General features: G+C 59.8%; 27 protein-coding genes. 17 read left to right on the top strand and 10 right to left on the bottom strand.

Features of this window, described 5'->3' with window-relative positions; translation table 11 throughout:
- Positions 1-7 precede the first annotated feature (7 nt).
- Positions 8-1144, top strand: coding sequence for an ABC transporter ATP-binding protein (locus tag ACTG2G_RS19410; RefSeq protein WP_005333867.1), 1137 nt, complete (start codon positions 8-10; stop codon positions 1142-1144).
- A gap of 112 nt (positions 1145-1256) precedes the next feature.
- On the opposite strand, the gene ppk2 is transcribed toward ACTG2G_RS19410, so the two are convergent.
- A complete protein-coding gene (gene ppk2 / locus ACTG2G_RS19415; RefSeq protein ID WP_005361444.1) occupies positions 1257-2072 on the bottom strand; it encodes a polyphosphate kinase 2 in 816 nt (271 codons plus the stop codon).
- 129 nt (positions 2073-2201) lie between these two features.
- Between ppk2 and ACTG2G_RS19420 the strand changes: the two genes are divergently transcribed.
- Positions 2202-3002, top strand: a complete 801-nt coding sequence (locus ACTG2G_RS19420; RefSeq protein WP_421231717.1) for an alpha/beta fold hydrolase — start codon at positions 2202-2204, stop codon at positions 3000-3002.
- 111 nt (positions 3003-3113) lie between these two features.
- Here ACTG2G_RS19420 and ACTG2G_RS19425 read toward each other — a convergent pair whose 3' ends face one another.
- From ACTG2G_RS19425 to ACTG2G_RS19435, 3 genes are read right to left on the bottom strand one after another with little or no spacing between them, the layout of a single operon-like run.
- Positions 3114-3920, bottom strand: a complete 807-nt coding sequence (locus tag ACTG2G_RS19425; RefSeq protein ID WP_421387393.1) for a MipA/OmpV family protein — start codon at positions 3918-3920, stop codon at positions 3114-3116.
- Between the two features lie 35 nt (positions 3921-3955).
- Positions 3956-5026: an AI-2E family transporter gene (locus ACTG2G_RS19430; RefSeq protein ID WP_005361434.1), complete on the bottom strand. Its 1071-nt coding sequence runs from the start codon at positions 5024-5026 to the stop codon at positions 3956-3958.
- Positions 5027-5051: 25 nt separating this feature from the next.
- Positions 5052-5285, bottom strand: a complete 234-nt coding sequence (locus ACTG2G_RS19435) for a sulfurtransferase TusA family protein (RefSeq protein WP_100654019.1) — start codon at positions 5283-5285, stop codon at positions 5052-5054.
- Positions 5286-5406: 121 nt separating this feature from the next.
- Here ACTG2G_RS19435 and ACTG2G_RS19440 point away from each other — a divergent pair, with 121 nt between their 5' ends.
- Positions 5407-6861 carry a beta-barrel assembly-enhancing protease gene (locus tag ACTG2G_RS19440; protein WP_005333848.1) on the top strand — a complete coding sequence of 485 codons (1455 nt, stop codon included), beginning with the start codon at positions 5407-5409 and terminating at the stop codon, positions 6859-6861.
- A 90-nt stretch (positions 6862-6951) separates the two neighbouring features.
- Here the strand turns inward: ACTG2G_RS19440 and ACTG2G_RS19445 are convergent, their stop codons facing one another.
- Positions 6952-7434, bottom strand: coding sequence for a TlpA family protein disulfide reductase (locus ACTG2G_RS19445; RefSeq protein ID WP_421283974.1), 483 nt, complete (start codon positions 7432-7434; stop codon positions 6952-6954).
- 60 nt (positions 7435-7494) lie between these two features.
- On the opposite strand from ACTG2G_RS19445, the gene arsC reads away from it, so the two are divergent.
- Together arsC and ACTG2G_RS19455 are read left to right on the top strand one after the other, a co-directional pair.
- Positions 7495-7845 (top strand): arsenate reductase (glutaredoxin), encoded by a 351-nt coding sequence (arsC, locus tag ACTG2G_RS19450; protein ID WP_005352924.1) that lies wholly within the window; start codon positions 7495-7497, stop codon positions 7843-7845.
- A complete protein-coding gene (locus tag ACTG2G_RS19455) occupies positions 7842-8225 on the top strand; it encodes a DUF2069 domain-containing protein (protein WP_439985768.1) in 384 nt (127 codons plus the stop codon). Before arsC ends, ACTG2G_RS19455 begins: the two co-directional genes overlap by 4 nt.
- Before the next feature lie 56 nt (positions 8226-8281).
- On the opposite strand, the gene ACTG2G_RS19460 is transcribed toward ACTG2G_RS19455, so the two are convergent.
- Positions 8282-8890 carry an ACP phosphodiesterase gene (locus ACTG2G_RS19460; RefSeq protein ID WP_439985769.1) on the bottom strand — a complete coding sequence of 203 codons (609 nt, stop codon included), beginning with the start codon at positions 8888-8890 and terminating at the stop codon, positions 8282-8284.
- 83 nt (positions 8891-8973) lie between these two features.
- Entirely contained in the window at positions 8974-9279 is a 306-nt protein-coding gene (locus ACTG2G_RS19465) for a hypothetical protein (RefSeq protein ID WP_319920542.1), read from the bottom strand.
- Between the two features lies 1 nt (position 9280).
- On the opposite strand from ACTG2G_RS19465, the gene ACTG2G_RS19470 reads away from it, so the two are divergent.
- A complete protein-coding gene (locus tag ACTG2G_RS19470) occupies positions 9281-10060 on the top strand; it encodes an ABC transporter substrate-binding protein (RefSeq protein WP_439985918.1) in 780 nt (259 codons plus the stop codon).
- A gap of 66 nt (positions 10061-10126) precedes the next feature.
- The gene (gene iadA, locus ACTG2G_RS19475) at positions 10127-11257 is read left to right on the top strand and encodes a beta-aspartyl-peptidase (RefSeq protein ID WP_439985770.1); all 1131 of its coding nucleotides are present in this window, start codon (positions 10127-10129) and stop codon (positions 11255-11257) included.
- Positions 11258-11354: 97 nt separating this feature from the next.
- Here iadA and ACTG2G_RS19480 read toward each other — a convergent pair whose 3' ends face one another.
- The gene (locus ACTG2G_RS19480; RefSeq protein ID WP_265776377.1) at positions 11355-12257 is read right to left on the bottom strand and encodes a lysine exporter LysO family protein; all 903 of its coding nucleotides are present in this window, start codon (positions 12255-12257) and stop codon (positions 11355-11357) included.
- Positions 12258-12790: 533 nt separating this feature from the next.
- On the opposite strand from ACTG2G_RS19480, the gene ACTG2G_RS19485 reads away from it, so the two are divergent.
- The 10 genes from ACTG2G_RS19485 (at position 12791) to maiA (ending at position 21850) form a co-directional block, all read left to right on the top strand.
- Positions 12791-13561, top strand: coding sequence for an ABC transporter ATP-binding protein (locus ACTG2G_RS19485; protein ID WP_005337310.1), 771 nt, complete (start codon positions 12791-12793; stop codon positions 13559-13561).
- A 49-nt stretch (positions 13562-13610) separates the two neighbouring features.
- Complete coding sequence (locus ACTG2G_RS19490) at positions 13611-14384, top strand: ABC transporter substrate-binding protein (RefSeq protein ID WP_005337307.1); 774 nt, start codon at positions 13611-13613, stop codon at positions 14382-14384.
- A 211-nt stretch (positions 14385-14595) separates the two neighbouring features.
- Positions 14596-15336: an ABC transporter permease gene (locus ACTG2G_RS19495; RefSeq protein ID WP_005352911.1), complete on the top strand. Its 741-nt coding sequence runs from the start codon at positions 14596-14598 to the stop codon at positions 15334-15336.
- Positions 15337-15339: 3 nt separating this feature from the next.
- Positions 15340-16032 carry an ABC transporter permease gene (locus tag ACTG2G_RS19500; protein WP_005337302.1) on the top strand — a complete coding sequence of 231 codons (693 nt, stop codon included), beginning with the start codon at positions 15340-15342 and terminating at the stop codon, positions 16030-16032.
- Between the two features lie 176 nt (positions 16033-16208).
- Positions 16209-16868, top strand: coding sequence for a TIGR01621 family pseudouridine synthase (locus tag ACTG2G_RS19505; RefSeq protein ID WP_421387406.1), 660 nt, complete (start codon positions 16209-16211; stop codon positions 16866-16868).
- Entirely contained in the window at positions 16868-17563 is a 696-nt protein-coding gene (locus ACTG2G_RS19510) for an HAD family hydrolase (RefSeq protein WP_421387408.1), read from the top strand. Before ACTG2G_RS19505 ends, ACTG2G_RS19510 begins: the two co-directional genes overlap by 1 nt.
- 225 nt (positions 17564-17788) lie before the next feature.
- Positions 17789-18925 carry a 4-hydroxyphenylpyruvate dioxygenase gene (hppD, locus tag ACTG2G_RS19515; protein ID WP_421387409.1) on the top strand — a complete coding sequence of 379 codons (1137 nt, stop codon included), beginning with the start codon at positions 17789-17791 and terminating at the stop codon, positions 18923-18925.
- Complete coding sequence (locus tag ACTG2G_RS19520; RefSeq protein WP_421387411.1) at positions 18918-20069, top strand: homogentisate 1,2-dioxygenase; 1152 nt, start codon at positions 18918-18920, stop codon at positions 20067-20069. The genes hppD and ACTG2G_RS19520 overlap by 8 nt, the downstream gene beginning before the upstream one ends.
- A 10-nt stretch (positions 20070-20079) precedes the next feature.
- A complete protein-coding gene (locus ACTG2G_RS19525; protein ID WP_421259288.1) occupies positions 20080-21075 on the top strand; it encodes a fumarylacetoacetate hydrolase family protein in 996 nt (331 codons plus the stop codon).
- A gap of 139 nt (positions 21076-21214) precedes the next feature.
- Entirely contained in the window at positions 21215-21850 is a 636-nt protein-coding gene (maiA, locus tag ACTG2G_RS19530) for a maleylacetoacetate isomerase (RefSeq protein WP_005361400.1), read from the top strand.
- 170 nt (positions 21851-22020) lie between these two features.
- On the opposite strand, the gene ACTG2G_RS19535 is transcribed toward maiA, so the two are convergent.
- Both ACTG2G_RS19535 and asnB read right to left on the bottom strand, forming a co-directional pair.
- Complete coding sequence (locus ACTG2G_RS19535) at positions 22021-22284, bottom strand: hypothetical protein (protein ID WP_421387412.1); 264 nt, start codon at positions 22282-22284, stop codon at positions 22021-22023.
- Positions 22285-22529: 245 nt separating this feature from the next.
- Positions 22530-24194 carry an asparagine synthase B gene (gene asnB, locus ACTG2G_RS19540; RefSeq protein ID WP_158109284.1) on the bottom strand — a complete coding sequence of 555 codons (1665 nt, stop codon included), beginning with the start codon at positions 24192-24194 and terminating at the stop codon, positions 22530-22532.
- Positions 24195-24349: the final 155 nt, after the last annotated feature.

The raw sequence follows: 24349 nt of genomic DNA on the forward strand, positions 1-24349 counted from the left end.
GCTCGTCATGGCTGAAGTAGTACTCAACAACGTTCGCAAAAATTACGATCCGGCTGTTCACAAGGACACCCTGCGCAACATCAACCTCTCCATCAAGGAGGGCGAATTCATCGTCTTCGTCGGCCCGTCCGGCTGTGGCAAATCCACCCTGCTGCGGATGATCGCGGGTCTGGAAGACATCACCAGCGGTGAGCTGACCATCGGTGGTCGCTACATGAACGACGTGCCGCCGGTAGAGCGCAACGTCGGCATGGTGTTCCAGTCCTACGCCCTTTATCCGCACATGAACATCTACGAGAACATGGCCTTTGGTCTGAAGCTCAAGAAGATGGACAAAGAGAACATCCACAAGCGGGTGATGCGCGCCGCCGAGATCCTGGGTCTCGAGCCGCTGCTGGACAGAAAGCCCAAGGCGCTCTCCGGTGGTCAGCGTCAGCGTGTCGCCATCGGTCGCTCCATCGTGCAGCAGCCGCAGGTGTTCCTGTTTGACGAGCCGCTCTCCAACCTGGATGCCGCGCTGCGGGTCAAGATGCGGATCGAGATCGCCAAGCTGCACAAGGAGCTCAACTCCACCATCATCTACGTGACCCACGATCAGGTGGAAGCGATGACTCTGGCCGACAAGATTGTTGTGCTGAGCCCGCTCAAGGCCGAAGCTGCCACCAACCTGGAACAGTTCGGTTCACCGCTGGATCTCTACCACAACCCGGACAACAAGTTCGTGGCGGGCTTTATCGGCTCTCCCAAGATGAACTTCCTGGCGGGCGAGTTGCTGGAGATTGGCGAGCAGGAGTGCCTGGTCAAGTTGACCTCTGGCGATACCGTGCGTGCCCGGGTCGATGCCCGCAGTGGCGCTGTGGGTGACAAGGTGGAGCTGGGTATTCGCCCCGAGCATCTGATGCCGCTGGATCACCCCCATGCGCACAGCAAGGTGAGCGGGATCGTGCAGGTGGCCGAGCACCTGGGTGCCGAGTCCTTCGTTTATATGGATGTGGATGGTCACGACTTTACCGTCAAGGCCACCTCGGATGTGGATGTGGCGACCGGTCAGACCTACAGCGTGGGTATCCCGGCCGAAGCCTGCTACCTGTTCGATGCCAAGGAGCAGGCGTTCCCCCGTACCGCCAAATATATCCGTACCTGATTTTTTGTTGTGCTGGTTTTCCTTTCTTAATAATCAATGCCTTTTTGCCGGTCGTCAGACCGGCTTTTTATTGCCTGCGATTTGAACACGCAGATAGGCAAGGTAACCCGGTTCAGGCCTCGAGTTCGGCGGTAATATCGGGCACAAAGGTCTGGCTGGCCAGCGGCGGGCGCTCATACCCTTCGGTCTTGATGGGGGGGAGTTTGATGGGCTCGTAGTGGATCGCCTCGTAGGGCACCTTGCTCAGCAGATGGGCGATGCAGTTGAGGCGGGCACGGCGTTTGTCATCCGCCTCCACCACGAACCAGGGACAATCCTCGGTGTCGGTGTAGGTGAACATGTCATCCTTGGCGCGGGAGTATTCCACCCAGCGCGAGCGGGACTGCAAATCCATCGGGCTGAATTTCCAGCGCTTGATGGGGGTGTTGATCCGCTCTTTAAAGCGCTTCTCCTGCTCCTCGTCACTGACCGAGAACCAGTATTTGATCAAGGTGATGCCGGAGCGGATCAGCATCCGCTCAAACTCGGGGCAGGCGCGCAGAAACTCGCGATACTCGGCGTCGCTGCAAAATCCCATCACCCGCTCGACTCCGGCCCGGTTGTACCAGGAGCGGTCAAACAGCACCATCTCGCCAGCGGCGGGCAGGTGGGCCACATAACGCTGAAAGTACCACTGGGAGCGCTCCCGATCGGAGGGGGCGGGCAGCGCCGTGACCCGGCAGACCCGGGGGTTGAGCGGTTCGGTGATCGCCTTGATGACGCCCCCTTTACCGGCGGCGTCCCGTCCTTCGAACAGCACCACTACCTTCAGCCCCTCCTGCTTGACCCACTCCTGCAGCTTGACCAGCTCCTCCTGCAGATGGGCAAGGTGGTGCTCGTAGCACTTCTTGTCCAGACGCGGCCGCTTCTTGCTCTTCTCCTTCGCCATGGGCTTCTCCTTTTGGCATCCTTTCATGGGTGACTTCTTTGAGTCACTGCCAGCTTGCACCAGGGAGGCGTCACCTGCCAAGGGGAGACGTGATACACTGCCCGCCCATCGCTGGCAACAGGAGATAACATGAAGCATTTTATGGAGATAGCGGGCCGCCGGATGGCCTATCTGGACGAAGGGCAAGGGCCGGTACTGCTGTTTGGCCACAGCTATCTGTGGGACAGCGCCATGTGGGCGCCGCAAATCGAGGCGCTCAAGGGCAGCTATCGCTGCATCGTTCCCGAGCTGTGGGGCCACGGTGATTCCGACCTGCTTCCGGAAGGCGCCTGCACGCTGGCAACCCTGGCGCGGGATCACCTGGCGCTGCTCGATGCCCTCGGGGTCGACGAGTTCGTGCTGGTGGGCCTCTCCATCGGCGGCATGTGGGGTGTGGAGCTGGCGCGCATGGCACCAGCTCGCCTCAAGGGGCTGGTGCTGATGGACAGCTTCGTTGGCCTGGAACCGCAGATCACCTGCGAGCGCTACCTCGGCATGCTGGCGATGATCGAGCAGCTCGGCACCGTGCCGGCGCCCATCATCGAACAGGTGGCGCCTATCTTCTTTGCGAACCAGCCCGATGCCGACTTGCTGGCCGATTTCAAGGCGCGTCTGGCCGCCTGGCCAAACGAGAAGATTGCCGCCATGGTAGCGGTGGGCCGCAGCTTTGTGACCCGCGAAGATCGTATCGAGTGGCTGGAGGAGATCACCACTCCCGCGCTGGTGATGACCGGCTGCGAGGACAAGGCGCGTCCGGTGCTGGAGGGCTATCTGATGGCCGAGGTGCTGGGTTGCCCGTTCAGGGAGATCCCGATGGCTGGCCACATCTCGTCGCTGGAAAATCCGGCCTTCATCAATCAGCAGCTGACCGAGTTTCTGGCGGCGTTGTAAGCCTGAATTGGCAGCTTGAGCAGGCTGTACGACCAGCTTGATGGTCGTGGAAAAGGGAGCCGAGGGCTCCCTTTTGTTTGGTCGTGTCTCACGGTTCAAGATTCATAACTGTTACCAGATATAGCCCAGCGCAAAACCCGCATAGAGCTCGCCGTCGTGCTGGACGATGGGGCTGTTTTTGATGTCCCGATCATACCATTCGTAGTTCATGGCAAACATGCCAATCCAGTTGGGGCTGAAGCGGTAACTGGTGATGAGGGCCGTCATCGGGGAGAGGGTGGTACCGGTATCCCAGGCGGGCCGCTGGGCGGTTGCCTCGCTCTCGGAGATGCCGCCGAAGTAGTAGTTGGCCATCTTGTCGCTGCGCAGCATCAGCCCCATCCCCGGCATGATCAGCAGGTTGTCACGCAGGATGGGGAAATCGGCCCACAGCAGCAGCTCCTGTCCCTTGCTGCGGCCGGTGACATCGCTGTTGGCACGCACGGTCAGCAGGGCGTAGGGGGTGATGATGTTGCCACCGATCCCGCCTTCCAGCTGCCATTTTCGCTGCTCCATGCCAGTAAAGGCCGGAGAGTCCTCGGGATCCAGATTGCCAAAACGGACCCGGCCATAGCCGTAGAGGGCCACGTTCTCATCCTTGTGGAAGTAATAGCGGGCCCGATCTCCCAGAAACATAAAGTCGTCGCCGAAGTAGATAAAGCCCGGGATGGCGTAGAGGGCGTTGTCCTGCGCTTCATAACGGGCCTGTCCCCCGATGAGCGCCGCACCGGCGACAAAGCCCTGTGGCACCGGGCTGGTAGGGCTGTCGCTGGTGAGCAGAACCATGGCGCCAAGATCGATATCGGCACGCGCTGGCATGGCGGCAGCGAGGAGCAGGGCCGTTAGCCCTGCCGCTCTGATTTGACGGAAAAATATCATGGACACTCCGTTGTCACGATTGCAGGGGAAGCAGGTTATTTTGCGGCACTGGGCATCTCTTCGCGTTTTGGCCAGGCATTGAGCACCGCCTTGACCAGGGTGGCGAGGGGAATGGCGAAGAAGACTCCCCAGAATCCCCACAAGCCGCCGAAGACCAGCACGGCGATGATGATGGCCACCGGATGGAGGTTGACCGCTTCCGAGAAGAGCACAGGTACCAGCAGGTTGCCATCGAGGGCCTGAATGACCAGATAGGCCACCATCAGCCAGGCGAATTCGGGGGTGAGCCCCCACTGGAACAGGGCGACCATGGCTACCGGTACGGTCACCACGGCGGCGCCGATATAGGGGATCAGCACAGAGAAGCCGACCGCGACCGCCAGCAGCACAGAGTAGCGCAGTCCCATCAGGGCGAAGGGAACATAGGTGGCGATGCCTACGATGAGGATCTCGATCACCTTGCCGCGGATGTAGTTGATGATCTGGTTGTTCATCTCCACCCACACCCGGTTGACCAGGGTGCGGTTGCGCGGCAGGAAGCGGCGCAGGCTGCCCATCAGTACCCGCTTGTCTTTGAGCATAAAGAAGACCATCAGCGGCACCAGAATGAGGTAGATCATGATGGCGACCACGTTGACCAGCGAACTGAGGGAGGCGCTTACCAGATGCTCGCCGCCACTGAGGATGCGTTGGCGAATATTGTCGATGACGGTCTCCACCAGACTGACGTCGATGAGCTCGGGGTATTTGTCAGGCAGGGTGCGCACATAATCCTGAGCGTGGGTCAGCATAGCCGGCGCCTCTTTGGCCAGATTGATCCCCTGACTGACCAGCGTCGGGATAAGACCCAGCAAGGAGGCGACTGCTACCGCAATAAAGAGGATCAGAATGACGCTGGTGGCCAGGGTGCGCGACAGCCCCGCTTTTTGCAGCCGGGCGACCGGCCACTCAAGCAGATAGGCCATTACCAGTGCCACCAGCAGGGGGGCCAGCAGATCGCCAAACAGCCAGATGATGGTGAAGCAGAACACCAGCAACAGGAAAAGGGTAACGGCATCGGGATCGGAAAAACGGGTCTGATACCAGCGCTTCAATACTTCTAACATGACGGCATCCTTACATCACTGGGGCTCAAGATGGTTGTTTCGCCCCGACAACCAACTGCAAAGAGAGGGTTTTGTCCGCTTCTTGCTGCACCTCGACATGGTGGCCCTGACGGTGCAGATAGGCCGGAATATCCTGCCGGGAGCCCGCATCGGCCAGCCGGATGGTGACGGTTTGACCGCTTTTGGCCCCCCTTAACCAGAGCTTGAGCCGGATCAGCGGCTCGGGGCAGCGCCAGGGGGTCAGGTCGAGAATTTCCATGGGGGCTCCATCAGGCAGGTGGCCGCTATTATGGCCGTGATAAGAGCATGAAACAACGCTTGTAGCCCTTGATGGGCAAGGGTATTCTGCCGAGGCCCTTTCTGATGGAGATAGAGATAACGTGGCACGTTTTTCCCCCCTGATGGCATCGCTTCCCCTGCTGGCTTCCCTGATGGGCGCCACGTTTCATGCCGAGGCCAACAATCAGCTTCCCGACATCGGCACGGCCGGGGTTGCTGCCCTGCCCATCGAGCAGGAAGTGCGTTACGGCAACGCTTTTATGCGCTTTGCCCGTGCGGGTCTGCCGATCATCGATGATCCGGTGCTGAGCCAGTACATTGACGATCTGGGTCAGCGATTGCTGACCAACGCCGATGGGGTACGTTTCCCGTTTACCTTCTTCCTCATCAATGATCCCAGCATCAACGCGGCCGCCTTCCTCGGTGGGCGAGTCAAGGTGCACACCGGCCTCTTCCTCTACGCCGACAGCGAGAGCGAGCTGGCCTCGGTACTGGCCCACGAAATTACCCACGTGACCCAACGCCATATCGCCCGTTACATGGAGGCGCAGGCGAGCAGTTCGGCTGTGACTCTGGCCGGTCTGGTTGGCTCCATCGCGCTGGCGGTGATCAACCCGACCGCCGGTATCGCTGCGCTGCAGACCACGCTGGGCCTCTCCATGCAGTCTGCCATCAACTACACCCGCGACAACGAATATGAAGCGGATCGCATCGGCATGAAGACCCTCTATGATGCCGGTTTCGACCCCATGGGGATGGCCAACTTCTTCCAGAAACTGGCTGCCGAATACCGTTACGCCAGCAAGCCGCCGGAGATGCTGCTCACTCACCCGCTGCCGGAGACCCGGATCAGCGAGGCCCGCGCTCGGGCGGGCAGCTATGGTCGCCGCGACTTGCCGCCCAGTCTCGACTTCTGGCTGGCCAAGGTGCGGATTCAGGTGCGTTTTGGTACCGATACTCCGCAGGGGCTGCTGAGCTACTTCGATAGCCGGATCCAGAAGGGGGATTATCCGCTCAAGGATGCCGCCATCTATGGCAAGGCGCTGGCGCTGATCCAGCTCAAGCGCACCGACGAGGCGGATACCCTGATGCAGGAGCTGGCGGCCCGTCATCCGGAAGATCTCTTTATCGTCGATGCCCAGACCGACATCGATCTGGCCAAGGGGCGCAGTGCCCAGGCCATCGCGCGCCTCGAGAAGTTCCGCAGCCGGATGCCGGATAACGAAGTGGTGGTGGTCAACCTCGGCAACGCCTACCTCGAGAGCGGCAACTACAAGAAGTCCATCGCCATCCTCGACCCCTATGCCCGTGCCCATGAGGAGAACAATCTGGCCTGGAACCTGCTGGCCGATGCCTATCGCAAGGCGGGCAGAATGACCGAGCTGCATATGGCGCGGGCCGAGATGCTCGCACTGCGCGGGGATTATCAGGCGGCCATCGACGAGCTGATCGTGGCACGCGGTACCACCAGCGATCGGATGACCCTGGCTCGTCTGGAGGCGCGCATCACCGAGCTGGAGCGGGCCAAGAAGGATCTCGACAGCCTCAAGGGCTAACGAAACATATCAAACAAGGGCGCACTATGGTGCGCCCTTGTTGTTTATGGCGGTGGCGTTGATGTGGGGGACGGTGATAGCAGCGATGGGCTAGTGACTCAGGCTGCTGGCGGTCGCCTTGAGCATCTCGATCTGCTGCTGGTCGAGCTCGCCGACCAGCGTCTGCTTGAGCTTGCCCTCGCTATCGAGCAGATAGCTGGTGGGCAGGCCGCTTGGACGAGGGAAGGGGAGCCTGGCATCTTCATTGGCAATAAGGAGCGGCACCTTGATGTGATACTGCGCAGCCAGCTTGTCCAGCTCTGCTGGCGTGGTCGGGTCGTAGTTGATGGCCACCACTGTGATCTGGCCTTCTGCCGCCAGCCCGTTGAGGCGCGGCATCTCCCGCAGGCAGGGAGCGCACCAGGGGGCGAAGTAGTTGACCAGCAGCGGCTTGCCGGCAAAGTGGCGCAGGCTGACCGACTGCCCTGTTGCATCGGTAAATTCGGGGGCGGGTGTGCAGGCGGCCAGCAGGCCCGCCACAATCAGCCAACAAATTCGTTTCAATTCCTTTCCACTGCCGCTTACCCTGACCATCACTTTCCCCTACAATAGCGCCGTTTCTAGTCCCATCTTGCGATTAATCAGGGAGTTACCATGAGCGAGACCCAAATCTACCACAATCCGCGCTGCTCCAAGAGTCGCGAAACCCTGGCCCTGCTGGAACAGCACGGGATCGCCCCTGATGTGGTGTTCTATCTGGAGCAGGCCCCAAGCGAAGATGAGATCCGCAACTTGCTCTCTCTGCTCGGTTTTAGCGATCCCCGCCAGCTGATGCGCACCAAGGAGGATCTCTACAAGGAGCTGGGATTGGCCGGTGTCAGCGGCGATGCCCTCGTCCGCGCCATGCATCAGCATCCCAAGCTGATCGAGCGTCCCATCGTCATCAAGAACGGTCAGGCCCGCATTGGTCGGCCGCCGGAGCAGGTGCTGGAGATCCTCAAGTGAGCACCCGCTTCGCACGTTGGCTGACTCTGGTCGGCTTCTTCGGCCTGCTGTGCTGGGTCATCCTCTGGCATCTGTGGCTGTCGCCTCATCCGGACCTCAACCCCTGGCTGCTGCCGGTGATCTGGACGGTGCCGCTGCTCTTCCCTCTCAAGGGGATAGTGCAGGGCAACCCCTACACCCACGCCTGGGGCAACTTCGTGTTGATGCCCTATTTCCTCCACGCCCTCACCCTGATCACCACGGATGAGGGGGAGCGGTGGCTGGCGCTGGTGGAGCTGGTCTTCACCACTCTCGCCTTTGTCGGCACCATCTATTACGCCCGACTGCGTGGTCGGGAACTTGGCTTAAGCATTCGCAAAAAGAAAGACGAAGCCAACTGATGACAAACGCCCCGCAAGGGGCGTTTTTTATGGGGAAGCTGCTTTATCCAGAGGGATCACTGTGCCCCTTGGGCTGCCCGATATTGGGCCAGCTGCTGCTGGCTAAAGTCCATCAGCGCGGGATAGAAACGCAAAAACCCCGCCTCGCATGTTTGCCACTGCGACTCATCGAGGGTCAGTAGCGCCTCTCCCAGTTGTACCGGGCGGCGCAGTCGGCGACCGATGCCATTTAGCGCTTGCCCCAACCCCTCCCTGTTGCTGTAGGAGGCGATCCAGTTCTGCTCGGCCATCCGCTTGAGGGGGAGTGGCAGTCCATCCGGCAGGCGTGGGTGATCCGCCAATAGCTGCTCATAACTGCGTTGCAGGAAGCGGGGCAGGGGCTCGGTATTGAACAGCTCCCAGTGCTGGCTCAGCCAGTGGTCGTAGATCATATCCACCACTATGCCGCCAAAGCGGCGCCAGGGGGCCTCGAAACAGGCGACCGCCGCCTTGTGCTCGGGGTGGCTGTCGGTGAAAGCGTCAATTTTGCGGTGTAGCCAGATCCCCTCATCGAAGTGGGCGGCAAGCCCCGTGGGCAGCGTGCCTTTGACGAAATCGCCGAGCAGATTGCCGGTGAGGGAGCTTCGGGTGTGGACTGCCAGATGGAGATGTGCCAGAAAATTCATCGGTCGCGGTGGGTCTGTTATGGGATGGCAAGGTGCTTCGAGCCTAACGGATCCTGCCCGCCTTGACCATGATCGGGATTTTGCTACTGCCCTGCTGCTGCCTCTTGCCGGGCAAATTTGGGGCGTGCTAAGGTGATTGCCATCTTTGTCACAGGACGCGACAAACCACCATGATGCGCAAAGCCAGAGGCTTTTTTCTGGCCTTCTACTTCAAGCCTTTCTATCTCTCCGAGTGGTTCGACGAATAGATCGAACCCCTGGAGCAGTTCACTGACGCCCGCTTGGGCGTGATCTCGCTCATCCAGATTTTGCCGCTTTTGGTCATCGTATGCATTCGCTTGCGGTGCCTTGTCCGCGCCTGTGCGCTTTTTATGTAATGGAGTACTCATGATGAAGATCAGACTGACCCTCTCAGCCCTGTTTGTTGCCAGCCTGCTGGCCACCCCCGCCATAGCCAAGGAGTGGAAAACCGTGCGTTTCGGGGTGGAGGGGGCCTACCCGCCCTTCTCCTGGACCGATGCGTCGGGCGAGATCAAGGGGTTTGATATCGATCTCGCCAACGCCCTTTGTAAGCAGATGGCGGTCAAGTGCGAGCTGGTGGCGCAGGATTGGGACGGCATGATCCCGGCCCTGCTGTCGCGCAAATACGACGCCATCATCGCCGCCATGTCGATCACCGACGAGCGGCGCCAGAAGGTCGATTTCACCGAGAAATATGCCCATATTCCCAATCGCTTTGTGGCGGCCAAGGGAACCGAGCTGACGCTGACCTCGGAAGGCATGGCGGGCAAGCGCATCGGGGTGCAGCGTGCCACCACCCACGACAAGTACCTGACCGACAATTTTGGCTCGAATGTCACCATAGTCCGCTACGGCAATGCCGATGAGGCCTATCTCGATCTGAAGGCGGGTCGGGTGCTGGCCCTGCTGGCCGATGCCTCTGCCATTGAGCAGGGACTGCTTGGCAAAGAGGGGGGCGACAAGTTCGACTATGTGGGGCCCGCCCTGACCGATCGTCAGTGGTTTGGTGATGGCATGGGGATCGCCGTGCGCAAGAGCGATAAGGAGCTCAAGGGCAAGCTGGACGAGGCGATCAAGGCCCTGCGTGCCAATGGCGCCTATCAGCAGATCAACCAGAAGTACTTCAAGTACGATATATATGGTGGTTGACGGGGGGAGGGAGCTTGCTCCCTCTCTTTTCATTGGGCAAGCGACAATTGTGCAAGGAGGATCGCCATGTTGACCCTGATCGAGGGAGCCGAGATCTTCAGCCCCACCCACCTTGGCCAGCAGGATTTGCTGGTGGCCGATGGCCGTATCGCCTGGATGGGCAAGGGGTTGACGGTGCCCACAAACTGGCCGCTGCATCGGGTCGATGGTCGTGGCCGCTATCTGGTACCTGGGCTGGTGGATCCGCTGGCCCATATTACTGGCGGTGGCGGTGAGGGGGGCTTTGCCTTTCGCACCCCAGAACTGGCGGCGAGCGAGGCGCTCAAGGCCGGCGTCACTACCCTGGTGGCGGCGCTTGGCACAGACAGCCTGACCCGCACTCCCGCGCAGGTGCTCGGCAAGGTGCGTGAGTTTCGCGCCGCCGGGGTGAGCGCTTTTATGTATACCGGCTCCTACCATCTGCCGGTCAAGACCCTGACCGGCACGGTGGAGTCGGACATCATCCTGATCCCCGAGGTATTGGGGGTGGGGGAGGTGGCCATCAGCGACCACAGATCCAGTGCGCCGACCCACGATGAGCTGACCAGACTTGCCAGCGAGGCGCGAGTGGCCGGGCTGCTTGCGAGCAAGAGCGGGGTCAGCTTCTTCCATGTCGGGGATGGCAAGGGGGCATTGGCGCCCCTGCGGGCCCTGCGCGATGAGACCGACATTCCGCTGCGCCAGCTCTATCCCACTCACTGCAACCGCAACCCCTGGCTCTTTGCCGAGGCCATCGAGTGGGGCAGGGCGGGAGGCTGGGTCGATCTCACCACCTCGAGCTTTCCCGATCTGCTGGAGGATGGCGAGCGGCTTGCCGCCGATGCGCTCCTCGAGCTGTTGGTCGCCGGTGTGCCTGCCGCGCGCATCACCTTCAGCTCGGATGCCAACGCCAGCCTGCCGCGCTTTGATGGCGAAGGGCGGCTAATCGAGATGCGCTGCGGCCAGATTGCCAGCCTGTGGCAGCAGTGCGTGCGTGCGACCCAACTCGGTGTCTCGCTGGAGACGGCATTGGCCGCGGTGACGAGCAATCCGGCGCAGGCGCTGGGGCTCGGCAGCAAGGGGCGTATCGGGGTCGGGCAGGATGCGGATCTGCTGCTGGTGCACGACCGGACGTTTGCTATCGAGCGAGTGATGAGTGGCGGCCAGTGGCGCGAATAAGGCTGCGGGCAATATCGCAGCCAGTGCGTGGTTGATTCAAACAGCAAAAGCCCGACAACAAGGTCGGGCTTTTTGATCTGCAATGTGGAAATCAGGCTTAGATCGCCAGAAACCCGAGGATCAGGATGGGGCCGAGCAGGCTCAGGATAAAGCCGGAGACAATGGCCACCGGCACCACCTGAATGCCCCCTGATTTCTGGATAACCGGCAGGGTGAAGTCCAGCGCCGTGGCGCCGCCGTAACCGATGGCTGCCGAGGGGTGGCGTCGCATCAGGACCGGGATGATCAGGATGGCGATAAGCTCACGCCCAAGATCGTTGATAAAGGCAGCAGAACCGAGCACCGGCCCCAGTTTGTCGGCCACCAGAATGCCGGAGAGCGAATACCAGCCGAAGCTCGAGCTCATCGCCAGACCATGGGCAAAGGGCATCCCCAGCAATTGGGCCGCCAGCAGGCTGCCAAGCCAGCTGCTGAGGATGACGGTGGCGGCTATCTTCATCCCCCAGGGATTGAGCAGGATCTGGCGCAGCCGCATGCCGGAGTTGCGCATCTGCACCCCGATGAGAAACAGCAGCAGCATCAGGGCCCACTCACTCCACTTGTCGATGGGCAGTGCGCGCAGATCCACCAGTAGACCCAGCAGCACGCCGCCGAGCACCACAAAGCAGAGCTGCAGGGATTCCCACAACAGGTGCAACTTGCCCGGCATCTTGGCATCGCTCGCCTCGTGGGTCGGCGGCGTGCGCTTGTCGAGCCACCAGAGGGCCAGCAGGTTGCAGAGCGTGATCGCGGTGAGCATCACCCCGGCGACCTTGAAGATCACCGCTAGATTGCTGCCCAGGTTCTCCACATAGGCAAGCCCGAGCCCCATCAGAAATAGAATGAGGTAGACCATCTTGCCCAGGCTCTGGTTGACCAGCTTGATCAGTCGGGCAGAGGAGAGGGGAACCAGATAGCCGATTGCCAGTGGCAACAGGATCAGCAACACATTGAGCAGCATCGAGGCCTCGATCACAAAAACTGATAAAAACACCACCTTATCATTACTTATTGGCTCTGTGTCACATATCTCTCGCTTTCATGGCCAAAAACAGCCCTTTTGGGGGCTAATTGTTACTTTTTTGCCACAACCTCTCTGTTTGATAAGGTTCTGTGCGAGCCCGAGTGCACCAATGAAATCAAGTTGATCCGATCTTGGGGTCTGATATTTCGCTCTGCAAGGGTCTGCATAAAGCCATTTTGGTGCCGGTTTGGCACACATCACGCTTTTCTCTTGCCACTGATATGATTGGGGTATAAAAAGGCGGTATCGGAACAGCCATTGAAACGGCTGTTTATGCAAACAAAGTGCTGAAAAATACGCAAGGAGCGAATAAAAATAGAGCGAATCCTCTGAAGACCCTCGTTCTGTATTGTTTTTTCACTATCCGGGTGATATTTTCGCTGAAGGTTGCCATCGGTTAACTTTTTGTTAAATGGACGATGGTTGAGTCACGCCCCTGCGGCGTCTAGGGACAGACAAGGTTGTAATGGATGAGCGACGTTGCCGCACTGGAAGTACGTGATCTGCACAAATATTTTGGCACCCACGAAGTGCTCAAGGGCATCGACATGACCGCCCACAAGGGGGATGTGATCTCCCTTATCGGCTCCTCCGGCTCGGGGAAGTCGACCTTTCTTCGCTGTATCAATCTGCTTGAAACCCCCTCATCCGGCACCGTCTCGCTCCATGGCGAGTTGATCCGGATGAAAACCAGCCGCGCCGGCGAGCGGTTGCCCGAGGATATGCGTCAGGTGGAGCGGATCCGCAGCCGACTGGCCATGGTGTTTCAAAGTTTCAATCTCTGGTCACACATGACCATCATGCAGAACATCATCGAAGTGCCGATCCAGGTGCTCAAGGTGCCTCGCGCCGAAGCACTGGCCAAGGCAGAGCAACTGCTCAACCGGGTTGGACTCTGGGAGCGGCGCGACTACTATCCCGGTCACCTCTCCGGTGGTCAGCAGCAGCGGGCCGCCATTGCCCGTGCGCTGGCGGTAGAGCCCGAGGTGATGCTGTTTGACGAACCCACCTCGGCGCTGGATCCCGAGCTGGTGGGAGAAGTACTTGGCCTGATGCGCGAGCTGGCCGAAGAGGGACGCACCATGCTGGTGGTGACCCACGAGATGTCGTTTGCCCGGGATGTATCGAACAAGGTGATGTTTTTGCATCAGGGGCGGGTGGAAGAGGAGGGCAACCCCAAGGAGATTTTCGCCCATCCCAAATCCGAGCGGTTCAAGCAATTCATCTCCTCCATCTACTGATGGCGGGATGCCTGGTTACCCAATCAACTGTTTTATCAAGGAGAGATACATGAACAAGCTGATGCTGGCGACAGCCGTAGTCACTGCCCTCGCGTCCGGTAGCCTGATGGCCAAGGAGTGGAAAGAGGTCCGGATCGGGGTTGAGGGTGCCTATCCCCCCTTCTCCTGGACCGAGCCCAGTGGCGAGGTGAAAGGCTTTGATATCGACATCGCCAACGCCCTGTGCGAAGAGATGAAAGTGAAGTGCACCCTGGTCAAGCAGGACTGGGACGGCATCATTCCGGCGCTGCTGTCACGCAAGTTTGACGCCATTATCGCCACCATGGACATCACCGAAGAGCGCAAGAAGAAGGTGGACTTCACCCAGAAGTACCAGCACATTCCGGCCCGCTTTGCCGCCAAGAAGGGCACTGATGTGCAGCTCGACAAAGCCTTTATGGAAGGCAAGTCCGTCGCGGTGCAGCGTGCGACCTCCATGGATACCTTTATTACCGACAACTTCCCCAACGCCACCATCAAGCGTTACGGTACGGCCGATGAAGCCTATCTCGATCTGAAATCCGGTCGTGTGGACTATGTGCTGGCCGACTCTGCCGCCATCACCGACGGTCTGCTGAAGAAAGAGGGGGGTGATGCCTTTGAATTCGTCGGCCCTAAACTGACCGATCCCAAGTGGTTTGGCGAGGGTGCCGGTATTGCGGTGCGCAAGGCTGACAAGGATCTGAAAGAGAAATTCAACGCCGCCATTCTGGCGCTGCGTGCCAACGGCAAGTACAAGGAAATCAACGACAAGTACTTCGAGTTCGACGTTTACGGAGAGTAAAACAAAGAGACGTTTACGGCGAGTAAGTCCAAAAACGTCTACGGCAAGTAACGACAGGTTGATCCCGTCAGTAGTCATCGGGCCCGTCACCTCCCTGAGGGAGTTTACGGGCCCGCATTGATTGCAATGGAGCTGCACATATTTCATTCGGACTGCTATGGAGCCTTCTGGTTAGCAGGTGCGTGAAGATTCAGTGGCGATGGAGCTGCATATGTTTGATTTGAAAGGATACGAAGCCTCGCTGCTGGAGGGCGCCTGGGTCACCCTGGAAGTGGCGCTGGCCTCCCTGCTGCTGGCGTTGCTGCTGGGGATGCTGGGGGCGCTGGCCAAACTCTCTCCCTACAAGTGGGCCAGGGCCATCGCCACCGGCTACACCACCATCATTCGCGGCATCCCCGATCTGGTGCTGATGATGCTGCTCTTCTTTGGCGGCCAGGTGCTGATCAACGGTATCTGCACCTGGGTCAACGAGACTTACAACAGCTGGTTACTGGAGAGTAATCCCAATCAGGAGTGGGTCTCCCTGCTTCCGGACTATATCGACATCAGCCCCTTTGTGGCCGGTGTCGCGACCATAGGCTTTATCTTCGGCGCCTACATGACCGAGACCTTTCGCGGCGCCATTCTGGCGGTGGACAAAGGTGAGCTGGAGGCCGCACGGGCCTTTGGCATGCGGGCAACCCAGGTGTTTGTGCGGATCCTCTTCCCCCAGATGATGCGCCACGCTCTGCCGGGGTTTGGCAACAACTGGCTGGTGCTGCTGAAAACCACCGCGCTGGTCTCCATCATCGGCCTCGATGACATGGTGCGCAAAGCCTCGCTAGCGGCGGGCTCGACCCAGCAACCCTTCACCTTCTACATGGCGGTGGCGTTAATTTTCCTGATCTTCACCGCAGTCTCCACCTCGGCGCTCAAGTGGGCCGAGCGTCACTATGCCATCAAGACGAGGTAAGCCATGGATTTCTCAATCATTCTCAAAGAGTGGCCCACCTACTGGGAGGGGCTCTATACCACCGTCTGGCTGGTGGCCCTCTCTCTGATCCTTGGGTTGATGCTGGCGGTGCCCATGGGCATCCTGCGCAACAGCCGCAACTGGCTGATCAAGGGGCCGATCTGGGCCTATATCTACTTCTTTCGCGGCACCCCGCTGCTGGTGCAGCTCTTTATCATCTACTACGGCGCCGCCCAGTGGGAGTGGCTGAAGAACAGTGCCGCCTGGTCGCTCTTCTCCGAAGCCTGGTTCTGTGCGCTGCTGGCCTTTACCCTCAATACCGCCGCCTATACCGCCGAGATCGTGCGCGGGGCGGTACACAATATGCCGCGTGGCCAGATTGAGGCAGCCAACGCCTTTGGCATGACCCGCTGGCAGACCCTGACCCGGATCATTTTGCCCAACTCGTTTCGTCGGGCACTGCCAGCTTACAGCAACGAGGTGATCTTCATGCTGCAGGGCTCGGCGGTGGCGGGCATCATCACCATCGTCGATCTGACCGGCGCGGCGCGGATCATCAACTCCCGCTACTACAGTCCGTTCGAGGCGTTTTTGACCGCAGGGCTGCTCTATATGCTGCTCACCTTTGTCATCGTCTGGCTGTTCAAGAAGTGGGAAGCGCGCTGGCACGCCCACCTGCGCCCGCGCAATGTGTAAGGTGTGATCTGCCAAGATGGCCGAAAATGGCCCCGCCTGTTGCAGGCGGGGTCATTTTTTATCTTTATGCTCCGCCCGTCCGGTTTGCCAAATGGCGGACGAGCAGGGAGAATGCAGCACTCCCGAGCGCCGCCAACTGTTGGCTGCGTGCTTTATCCCCCAGTTCCCGAGGTTTTATGTACCGGATATTGTTTGAGCATCCCGCTTTCCTGGTTATCGACAAGCAGCCCGGCATCGGCATGCATGACGAGAAGGGCGACTGGGAGTCGGTCAATCCGGGACTGGTCAATCGCGTGAAGGCCGATACCGGGCTCACCCTCTATCCGGTGCACCGGCTCGACAAGATGACCTCCGGCCTGGTGCTGCTGGCCCGCACCACAGAGGCGAATCGTGAGCTGAGCATGGCTTTTGCGGCCCGTGAGGTGAGTAAACAGTATCTGGCGCTCTCCGATCGCAAACCCAAGAAGAAGCAGGGCTGGGTGAAGGGGGATATGCAAAAGGGGCGTGGCGGCAGCTGGATGCTGGCACGCACGCTGGATAACCCCGCCATCAGCTGGTTCGATTCACTGTCGGTGCGCGAGGGGCTGCGGCTCTATCGCATCAAGCCCCAGACCGGCAAGACCCACCAGATCCGGGTTGCCCTCAAAAGCATCGGTGCCCCCATTCTCGGGGATGAGCGCTATGGCGGTACGTCAGCCGATCGTGGCTATCTGCATGCCTGGCGACTGAGTTTTACCCTGGCGGGCGAGCCGTTCGACTTTGTCTGCCCGCCCGATGTGGGGAGTGAATTTGTCACTCCCGAACTCACGGCCGCCATCGCAGCCCTTGCGCCCTGATGCTTATGCGCCCAGCGTCTGACACCATTATCCATTCAGCGAAAGCGCGTGATCCTGACGGACGTGCACCGCGCTGGATCCTGGCCGACTTTGACGACACTCTGGCCCCCGGCGACAGCCACGCAGGTCTGCTGCGCTATATCCTGCGCCGCCGGATCTGGCCGCTGCTGCTATTGCCAGTGATTGCGCTGGGTGGCTTGGTCTATCTTCTTCCCAGCCAGCGGCGGCGCGGTATCTCCCTTATCTGGTGGGCCATCACGTTGGGGCTTTCCCCTTTGGGCTGGCGCAAGCTGGTGCGTGCCTATTGCCGCTCTAGGCCGGGACTGTTTCGTCAGGCTCGCGATCTGCTGCAAAGCGAGGGCGCGCGCTGCTGGGTGATCTCCGCCAGTCCCTGCGCGCTGGTGCGAGCCCAGCTCTATCAGCAACTGCCCGGCCAGTTGCCCCACCGGATCATTGGCTCGCAGATGCACTACCGTTTTGGCGGCCTGATGCCGCGCTTCTATTGCCACGGCCAGCACAAGCTGTTACCGGAGATCTGTGCCCTCGATGCCGAATTGGCCTTGAGCGACAGCCTGCACGATCTGCCACTGCTGGGGTTGGGGAAAGAGGCGTGGCTGATCAATCCGACGCCTGTGCGACTGCAAAAGGCCCGGGCCTGCTTGCCCCATCTGATGGTTAAAAACTGGCAACTGTAAGGCAAAGCTGACAGTCCTGCGGGTCGTCACCGTTTGATCCGCAAGGCTGTGGCTTGAATGTCACAATCCATTTACATCTTTTTGCTGCCAGTTGCGAAAAACTATCTGCAACCCGCCTCTTCTCTTCCTGCTACGCCCTGCTTCTAATGAAACAAGTTGTTAACACTTGCCGCGCCGCTGGGTGCCGCAATCCGTTTTAACCGAATCAAGAGCAAGGAGCGCCCGATGAATGCCACCTCTTCCGCCACCCATACCATCAATCCGTTAGGCACAGACGGTTTCGAGTTTGTCGAGTACACGGCCCCCGATGCCAAAGGGATTGCCGCCCTCAAGAGCCTGTTCGTTTCGCTCGGGTTTGCCGAGGTCGCCAAGCACAAACACAAGCAGTGCTGGCTCTACCGGCAGGGGGATATCAACTTTGTGGTCAATGCCGAGCCTCACTCCCAGGCGGAGCAGTTTGCCAGCCTGCACGGGCCGAGCGTTTGCGGCATGGCATTTCGGGTGAGCGATGCGGGCAAGGCCCAGCAGTACGCCATCGCCAAGGGGGCCAAGCCCTTTGTCGGCAAGATTGGCCCGATGGAGCTCAATATTCCCGCCATCTACGGTATCGGCGAGAGCACTCTCTCCTTTGTCGACCGTTATGGCGACAAGGGCTCCATCTATGACGTGGATTTTGTCTTCTACCCCGACTGGCAGTCCCGGATGGCAGAGGTAGATGCCGGTCTTATGGAGATCGATCACCTGACCCACAACGTGCATCGCGGCAATATGGATGTCTGGTCCAACTTCTATGAGCGGATCGGCAACTTCCGCGAAATTCGCTACTTCGATATCGAGGGCAAGCTGACCGGGCTGCATTCACGCGCCATGACCGCCCCCTGCGGCAAGATCCGCATCCCCATCAACGAGTCGGCGGATGACAAGTCCCAGATTGAGGAGTACCTGCGCCAGTACAAGGGGGAGGGGATCCAGCACATCGCTATGGCCTCCAGCGATATCTACCACACCATCCGCACCCTGCGCAGCCGCGGTACCGGCTTTATGCCGACCCCGGATACCTACTACGAGAAGGTGAACAGTCGTGTCGAGGGGCATCAGGAGGATCTGGCGGCCCTCAAAGAGCTGCGCATCCTCATCGACGGCTCCCCCACCAAGGATGGCATCCTGCTGCAGATCTTCACCGATACCGTGATAGGCCCGGTCTTCTTCGAGATCATCCAGCGCAAGGGCAACGAAGGGTTTGGCGAGGGCAATTTCAAGGCGCTCTTTGAATCGATCGAGCTGGACCAGATCCGCCGCGGCGTGCTGGATGGCGGTGAGGATGAGAAGGGTGCCCGCAAAGAGGGAGCGAACAATGCGTAACTGGATTAACTTTTCCCACCGGGAGGGAACCCACTCCCGACAGGCTCATGCTGACCTGCCGGAACAGGCCATCTATGAGCGCGAGCTGGGGCGTAGCGGCTTTTTCGGCCCCGCTACCCATATGCACCACAAACATGCCCCCACCGACTGGAGCAGTTGGGAGGGGCCGTTGCGGCCACGGCTGTTTGACCTCAATGCCCTGCAGGAGGAGGTGAGTTCCCTCTCCCCCTGGGTGGCCCCCGACATTCTCAGCAACCCCCACTGCCGCTATCGCATCTGGCGGCTCTCCGAGGCGATGCCGTTTCTGGTGCGCAACGCCGACGGCGACGAGCTGCTCTTTATCCACGAAGGGAGCGGCGAGTTCTTCTGCGACTACGGCCACCTGACTCTTCGCGATGGCGACTACGTGGTGATCCCCCGTGGCACCATGTGGCGCATCGAGCCGACAGCGCCCCTGTTCATCCTGATGATCGAGGCGACCAACGACAGCTACCAGCTGCCGGACAAGGGGCTGGTGGGCAATCACGCCATCTTTGACCCGGCGGCGCTGGATGTGCCTGCCATCAACGAACGCTTTTTGGCCCAGCAGGATGAGAATCCCTGGTCGCTGCAGGTCAAACGCCACGATCAGGTGTCGGTCATTACCTGGCCCTTCAACCCGCTGGATGCGCAAGGTTGGCACGGGGACTTGTGCGTGGTGCGCCTCAACTGGCGGGATATCCGCCCGCTGATGAGCCATCGCTACCATCTGCCGCCGTCGGCTCATTCGACCTTTGTGGCGAGCCGCTTCGTGATTTGTACCTTCGTGCCGCGCCCCATCGAGAGCGATCCCGGCGCCCTCAAGGTGCCCTTCTATCACAGCAATGACGATTACGACGAGGTGCTCTTTTACCACGCGGGGGATTTCTTCAGCCGGGACAATATCGAGCGGGGCATGGTCACCTTCCATCCCGCCGGTTTCACCCACGGCCCCCATCCCAAGGCGTTTGCGGCGGGGCAGGCCTATGCCAAGAAGTTCACCGACGAGGTGGCGGTCATGCTCGATACCCGCGATGCGCTGAACGTTGGCAGTCTGTGCGAAGGGATCGAGAACACCCGGTATGTCTCCAGCTGGCAGCGACCGGACGCTGCTGCCGGCAAATAAGGAATCGCTTATGAAATTGGCAACATTGAACAATGGCAAGCGCGATGGCGTTTTGGTGGTGGTGAGCCGGGATCTGAGCCGGGCGGTACGGGTGAGCGAGATTGCTCCCACCCTGCAGGCCGCCCTCGACGAGTGGGCCGAGGTTGCCCCCAGGCTGGAGGTTGTCTATCAGCAGCTTAACGAAGGCCGCGTGGCCGAGGCGTTCGCCTTTGACGAAGCGTCTTGCCTCTCTCCGCTGCCGCGCGCCTACCAGTGGGCCGATGGCAGCGCCTACGTCAACCATGTGGAGCTGGTGCGCAAGGCCCGCGGCGCCGAGATGCCGGAAAGCTTCTGGCACGATCCGCTGATGTATCAGGGGGGCTCCGACAGCTTCCTCGCCCCCCGTGGGCCGATTGTCATGGGCTCCGAGGAGTGGGGGATCGATTTCGAGTCGGAAGTGGCCATCATCACCGACGATGTGCCGATGGGGGTGAGCCCGCAGGGGGCTGCCAGCCACGTCAAATTGCTGATGCTGGTCAACGATGTGAGCCTGCGCAACCTGATCCCGGGGGAGCTGGCCAAGGGCTTTGGCTTCTTCCAGTCCAAACCGTCCAGCGCCTTCTCGCCGGTGGCCATCACTCCGGATGAGCTCGGCGATGACTGGCGTGATGGCAAGGTCCATCTGCCGCTTCTGACCCACCTCAACGGTGCCCTGTTTGGTGCGCCCGAAGCCGGGGTGGACATGACCTTCAACTTCTTCGAGCTGATTGCCCATGCGGCCAAGACCCGCCCCCTTGGTGCGGGATGCATCATCGGCTCGGGCACCGTCTCCAACTACGATCGCAGCGCCGGTTCATCCTGCATCGCCGAGCGCCGCATGCTGGAAATTCTTGATTGTGATCAAGCTATAACCCCCTATTTGCAGTTTGGTGATAGAGTGTCGATCGCGATGGAAGATCGCTCTGGCCAAAACCTGTTTGGCACCATCTCTCAACGGGTGGTGCCAGCGAGCGGTCAGGGAGGTTGATGACCAGCGCCGGTTGGCGGCAAGGATATTCGGGATATTTCCGGATCACGACGAGCCCTCAACCGGTGCCGGATACACAAGGAGGCAGGTGGCGAGCACCTGCCGGGCTTCGGGCCCAGATAAAAAGCAGGGACAGATTATGTTGCAGTTGTTTGGCTATTGGCGTTCATCGGCAAGTTTTCGGGTGCGGATCGTGTTGCAGCTCAAGGGGCTCGCCTACGAGCAGCATCCCATCAATTTGCGGCAAGGCGAGCAGAGCGAGAAGGCCTATCGCCGGATCAACCCGCAAGGGCTGGTGCCGTTTCTGGTGGATGGCGATGTGCAGATCGGTCAGTCGGTCGCCATCATGGAGTACCTCGACGAGACCTATCCCGCCTACTCACTGATGCCCTCTTCCCCCGACGCGCGGGCACGGGTGCGCCAGATCGTCAACATGATCGCCTGTGATATTCACCCGCTCAACAATCTGCGGGTACTCAACTATCTGGAAGAGCACTTCAGGGCCAACAACGAGCAGGAGGCCCGCTGGTATCGCCACTGGATTGACGAGACCTTCACCGCCCTCGAACAGCTGTTGATGACCACCGCCGGTGTCTACTGCGTCGGCAACGAAGTGACCCTGGCCGACTGCATGCTGGTGCCCCAGGTCTACAACGCCCGCCGCTACGACATGACCCTGGACGATTACCCCACTATCCGCCGCATCGTCGCCAACTGCGAACAGTTGCAAGCCTTTATCAAGGCCGCCCCCGCAAACCAGCCGGATGCGCAGTGACCTACTGACTTGAATCGCGGGATCGCATCAACACGCCATCCCGCGCGTTATATCTCCTCATCTATTTATTTCCCTTCTGTATGCGCCTTGTGTGCCTCGTGTTGACGGCTGAATGTCGCCAAGGATCCTGCACTTGTCACACTTATCAACATTTTGCATCGATTGAGTCTTTATTGTTGGTGTTTTGGGCTGCCAGTCACACTCAAGTCAGTTGATTGGGCCTCGCCACGCACTCCCAATCCAAATTGACAGGCCGAGTCTCCCCAGCGCCAGAACATATGGTGAAACTTGGCATCGGCGATCTTGATGTCGAGCTTTTCATTGCTGAACGCCTTGCCCAGCTGCAGGGCAAGAATATTGTCATTGGCCATTGCAGACGGACTGGCGAGCAGTGCTGTCAGCAGGCCGATCCTTGATAGAGTGTTAGCGTCCATGCCCCCTCCCGATCCTTGTTGTCATCTTGGTGATCCTGTTGATCACCCTTCAGGCATAGTCAATCGACGCGCTCCCTGTCAATGCATGGTCACTCGGTAAAAAATTAAATATTTATGAAAAATCAACTATCTGCGATGGTCTGATGTGATTTGGCGGGCGCGACCGCGGGGAGATGAAAAAGCCCTTCACCATGGTGAAGGGCTTTTTGCTATCTGACGTTATCCGCTCGGTTTGGCGTGCAGGCTTAGTAGCCCTGCTGGTGCACGTCCATCACGGCGCGGCCTGACGGGTCGGCCATCTCCTTGAACTTGGCATCCCACTCCAGCGCGGTAGGAGTGGAGCAGGCGACCGACTTGCCGTAGGGCACGGTGCGGGCGGCGGCTTCCAGCGGGAAGTGCTCGTCGAAGATGGCGCGGTAGAAGTAGGCCTCCTTGGTGAGCGGGGTGTTGATGGGGAAGCGGAATGCGGCCGCTTCGAACATCTGATCCGTCACTTCGGTCTCGACCATGGCTTTCAGGCTGTCGATCCATGAATAGCCTACGCCGTCGGAGAACTGCTCCTTCTGGCGCCACGCTACTTCGTGGGGCAGCAGATCTTCGAACGCTTCGCGCAGGATGTGCTTCTCGATCTTGCCCTTGCCGCACATCTTGTCGGCGGGCTGCAAGCGCATCGCCACATCCATGAACTCCTTGTCGAGGAAGGGCACGCGACCCTCCACACCCCAGGCGGCCATCGACTTGTTGGCACGCAGGCAGTCATAGAGGTGCAAAGAGGCGAGCTTGCGCACGTTCTCTTCGTGGAACTCTTTAGCGTTGGGCGCCTTGTGGAAGTAGAGGTAGCCACCGAACAGCTCGTCGGAGCCTTCGCCGGAGAGCACCATCTTGATCCCCATCGCCTTGATGTAGCGGGCCATCAGATACATGGGCGTGGAGGCGCGGATGGTGGTGACGTCATAGGTCTCGAGGTGATAGATGACGTCGCGCAGGGCATCCAGACCCTCCTGCACGGTGAAGTGGATCTGGTGGTGGATGGTGCCGAGGTGATCAGCCACCTTGCGGGCGGCGGCGAGATCCGGCGACCCTTCCAGCCCCACGGCGAAGGAGTGCAGTTGCGGCCACCAGGCTTCGCTCTTGCCATCGTCCTCGATGCGGCGCGCCGCATAGAGCTTGGTGATGGCGGAGATGACGGAGGAGTCCAGCCCGCCGGAGAGCAGCACGCCATAAGGCACGTCGCACATCAGCTGGCGTTTGACCGCCGCTTCCAGCGCCGCTTTCAGCTCGGCCTTGTCGCTGACGTTGTGCTCGACCGCGGCGTACTCCATCCAGTCGCGCTTGTACCACTGTTTGAGCTCGCCATCCTTGCTCCACAGGTAGTGTCCTGGCGGGAAGGTTTCGACGCTCTTGCAGACCGGTACCAGCGCCTTCATCTCGGAGGCGACATAGAAGTTGCCGTGCTCGTCGCGGCCGGTATAGAGGGGGATGATCCCCATGTGGTCGCGACCAATCAGGTAGGCATCCTGTTCGGCGTCATAAAGAATGAAGGCAAAGATGCCGTTGAGATCGTCAAGAAACGCCGGACCCTTCTCCTTGTAGAGAGCCAGCAGCACTTCACAGTCGGATTTGGTCTGGAACTGGAAGTCGACCTTGAGGCTCTTCTCCAGCTCTTTGTGGTTGTAGATCTCGCCGTTGACCGCCAGCACATGGGTGCGCTCGGGGTTGTAGAGCGGCTGGGCGCCATTGCCCGGGTCGACGATGGCCAGACGCTCGTGCACCAGAATGGCTTTGTCGGAGCTGTAAACGCCGGACCAGTCAGGCCCGCGGTGACGCAGTCGCTTGGACATCTCCAGCGCCGATTTGCGCAGGGCTACTGCATCGGACTTGATATCCAGAATGCCGAAAATTGAACACATTGGCGGTAATCCTCTTGATTTTTATATGAGCCCCCCACGTTTGGGCTCGAAATTCCATTTACATTCCTCGTCAGACACAATGCCTAGCGGAAAAACCTTTTGCAAGCGGGAAAACCGCAGAAAATCATGCCGTAAGCGTCAAGCGGATCAACAGG

Source organism: Aeromonas sp. 55A (genome assembly GCF_051919665.1).
In the GTDB taxonomy this organism is placed as follows: Bacteria; Pseudomonadota; Gammaproteobacteria; order Enterobacterales; family Aeromonadaceae; genus Aeromonas; species Aeromonas veronii.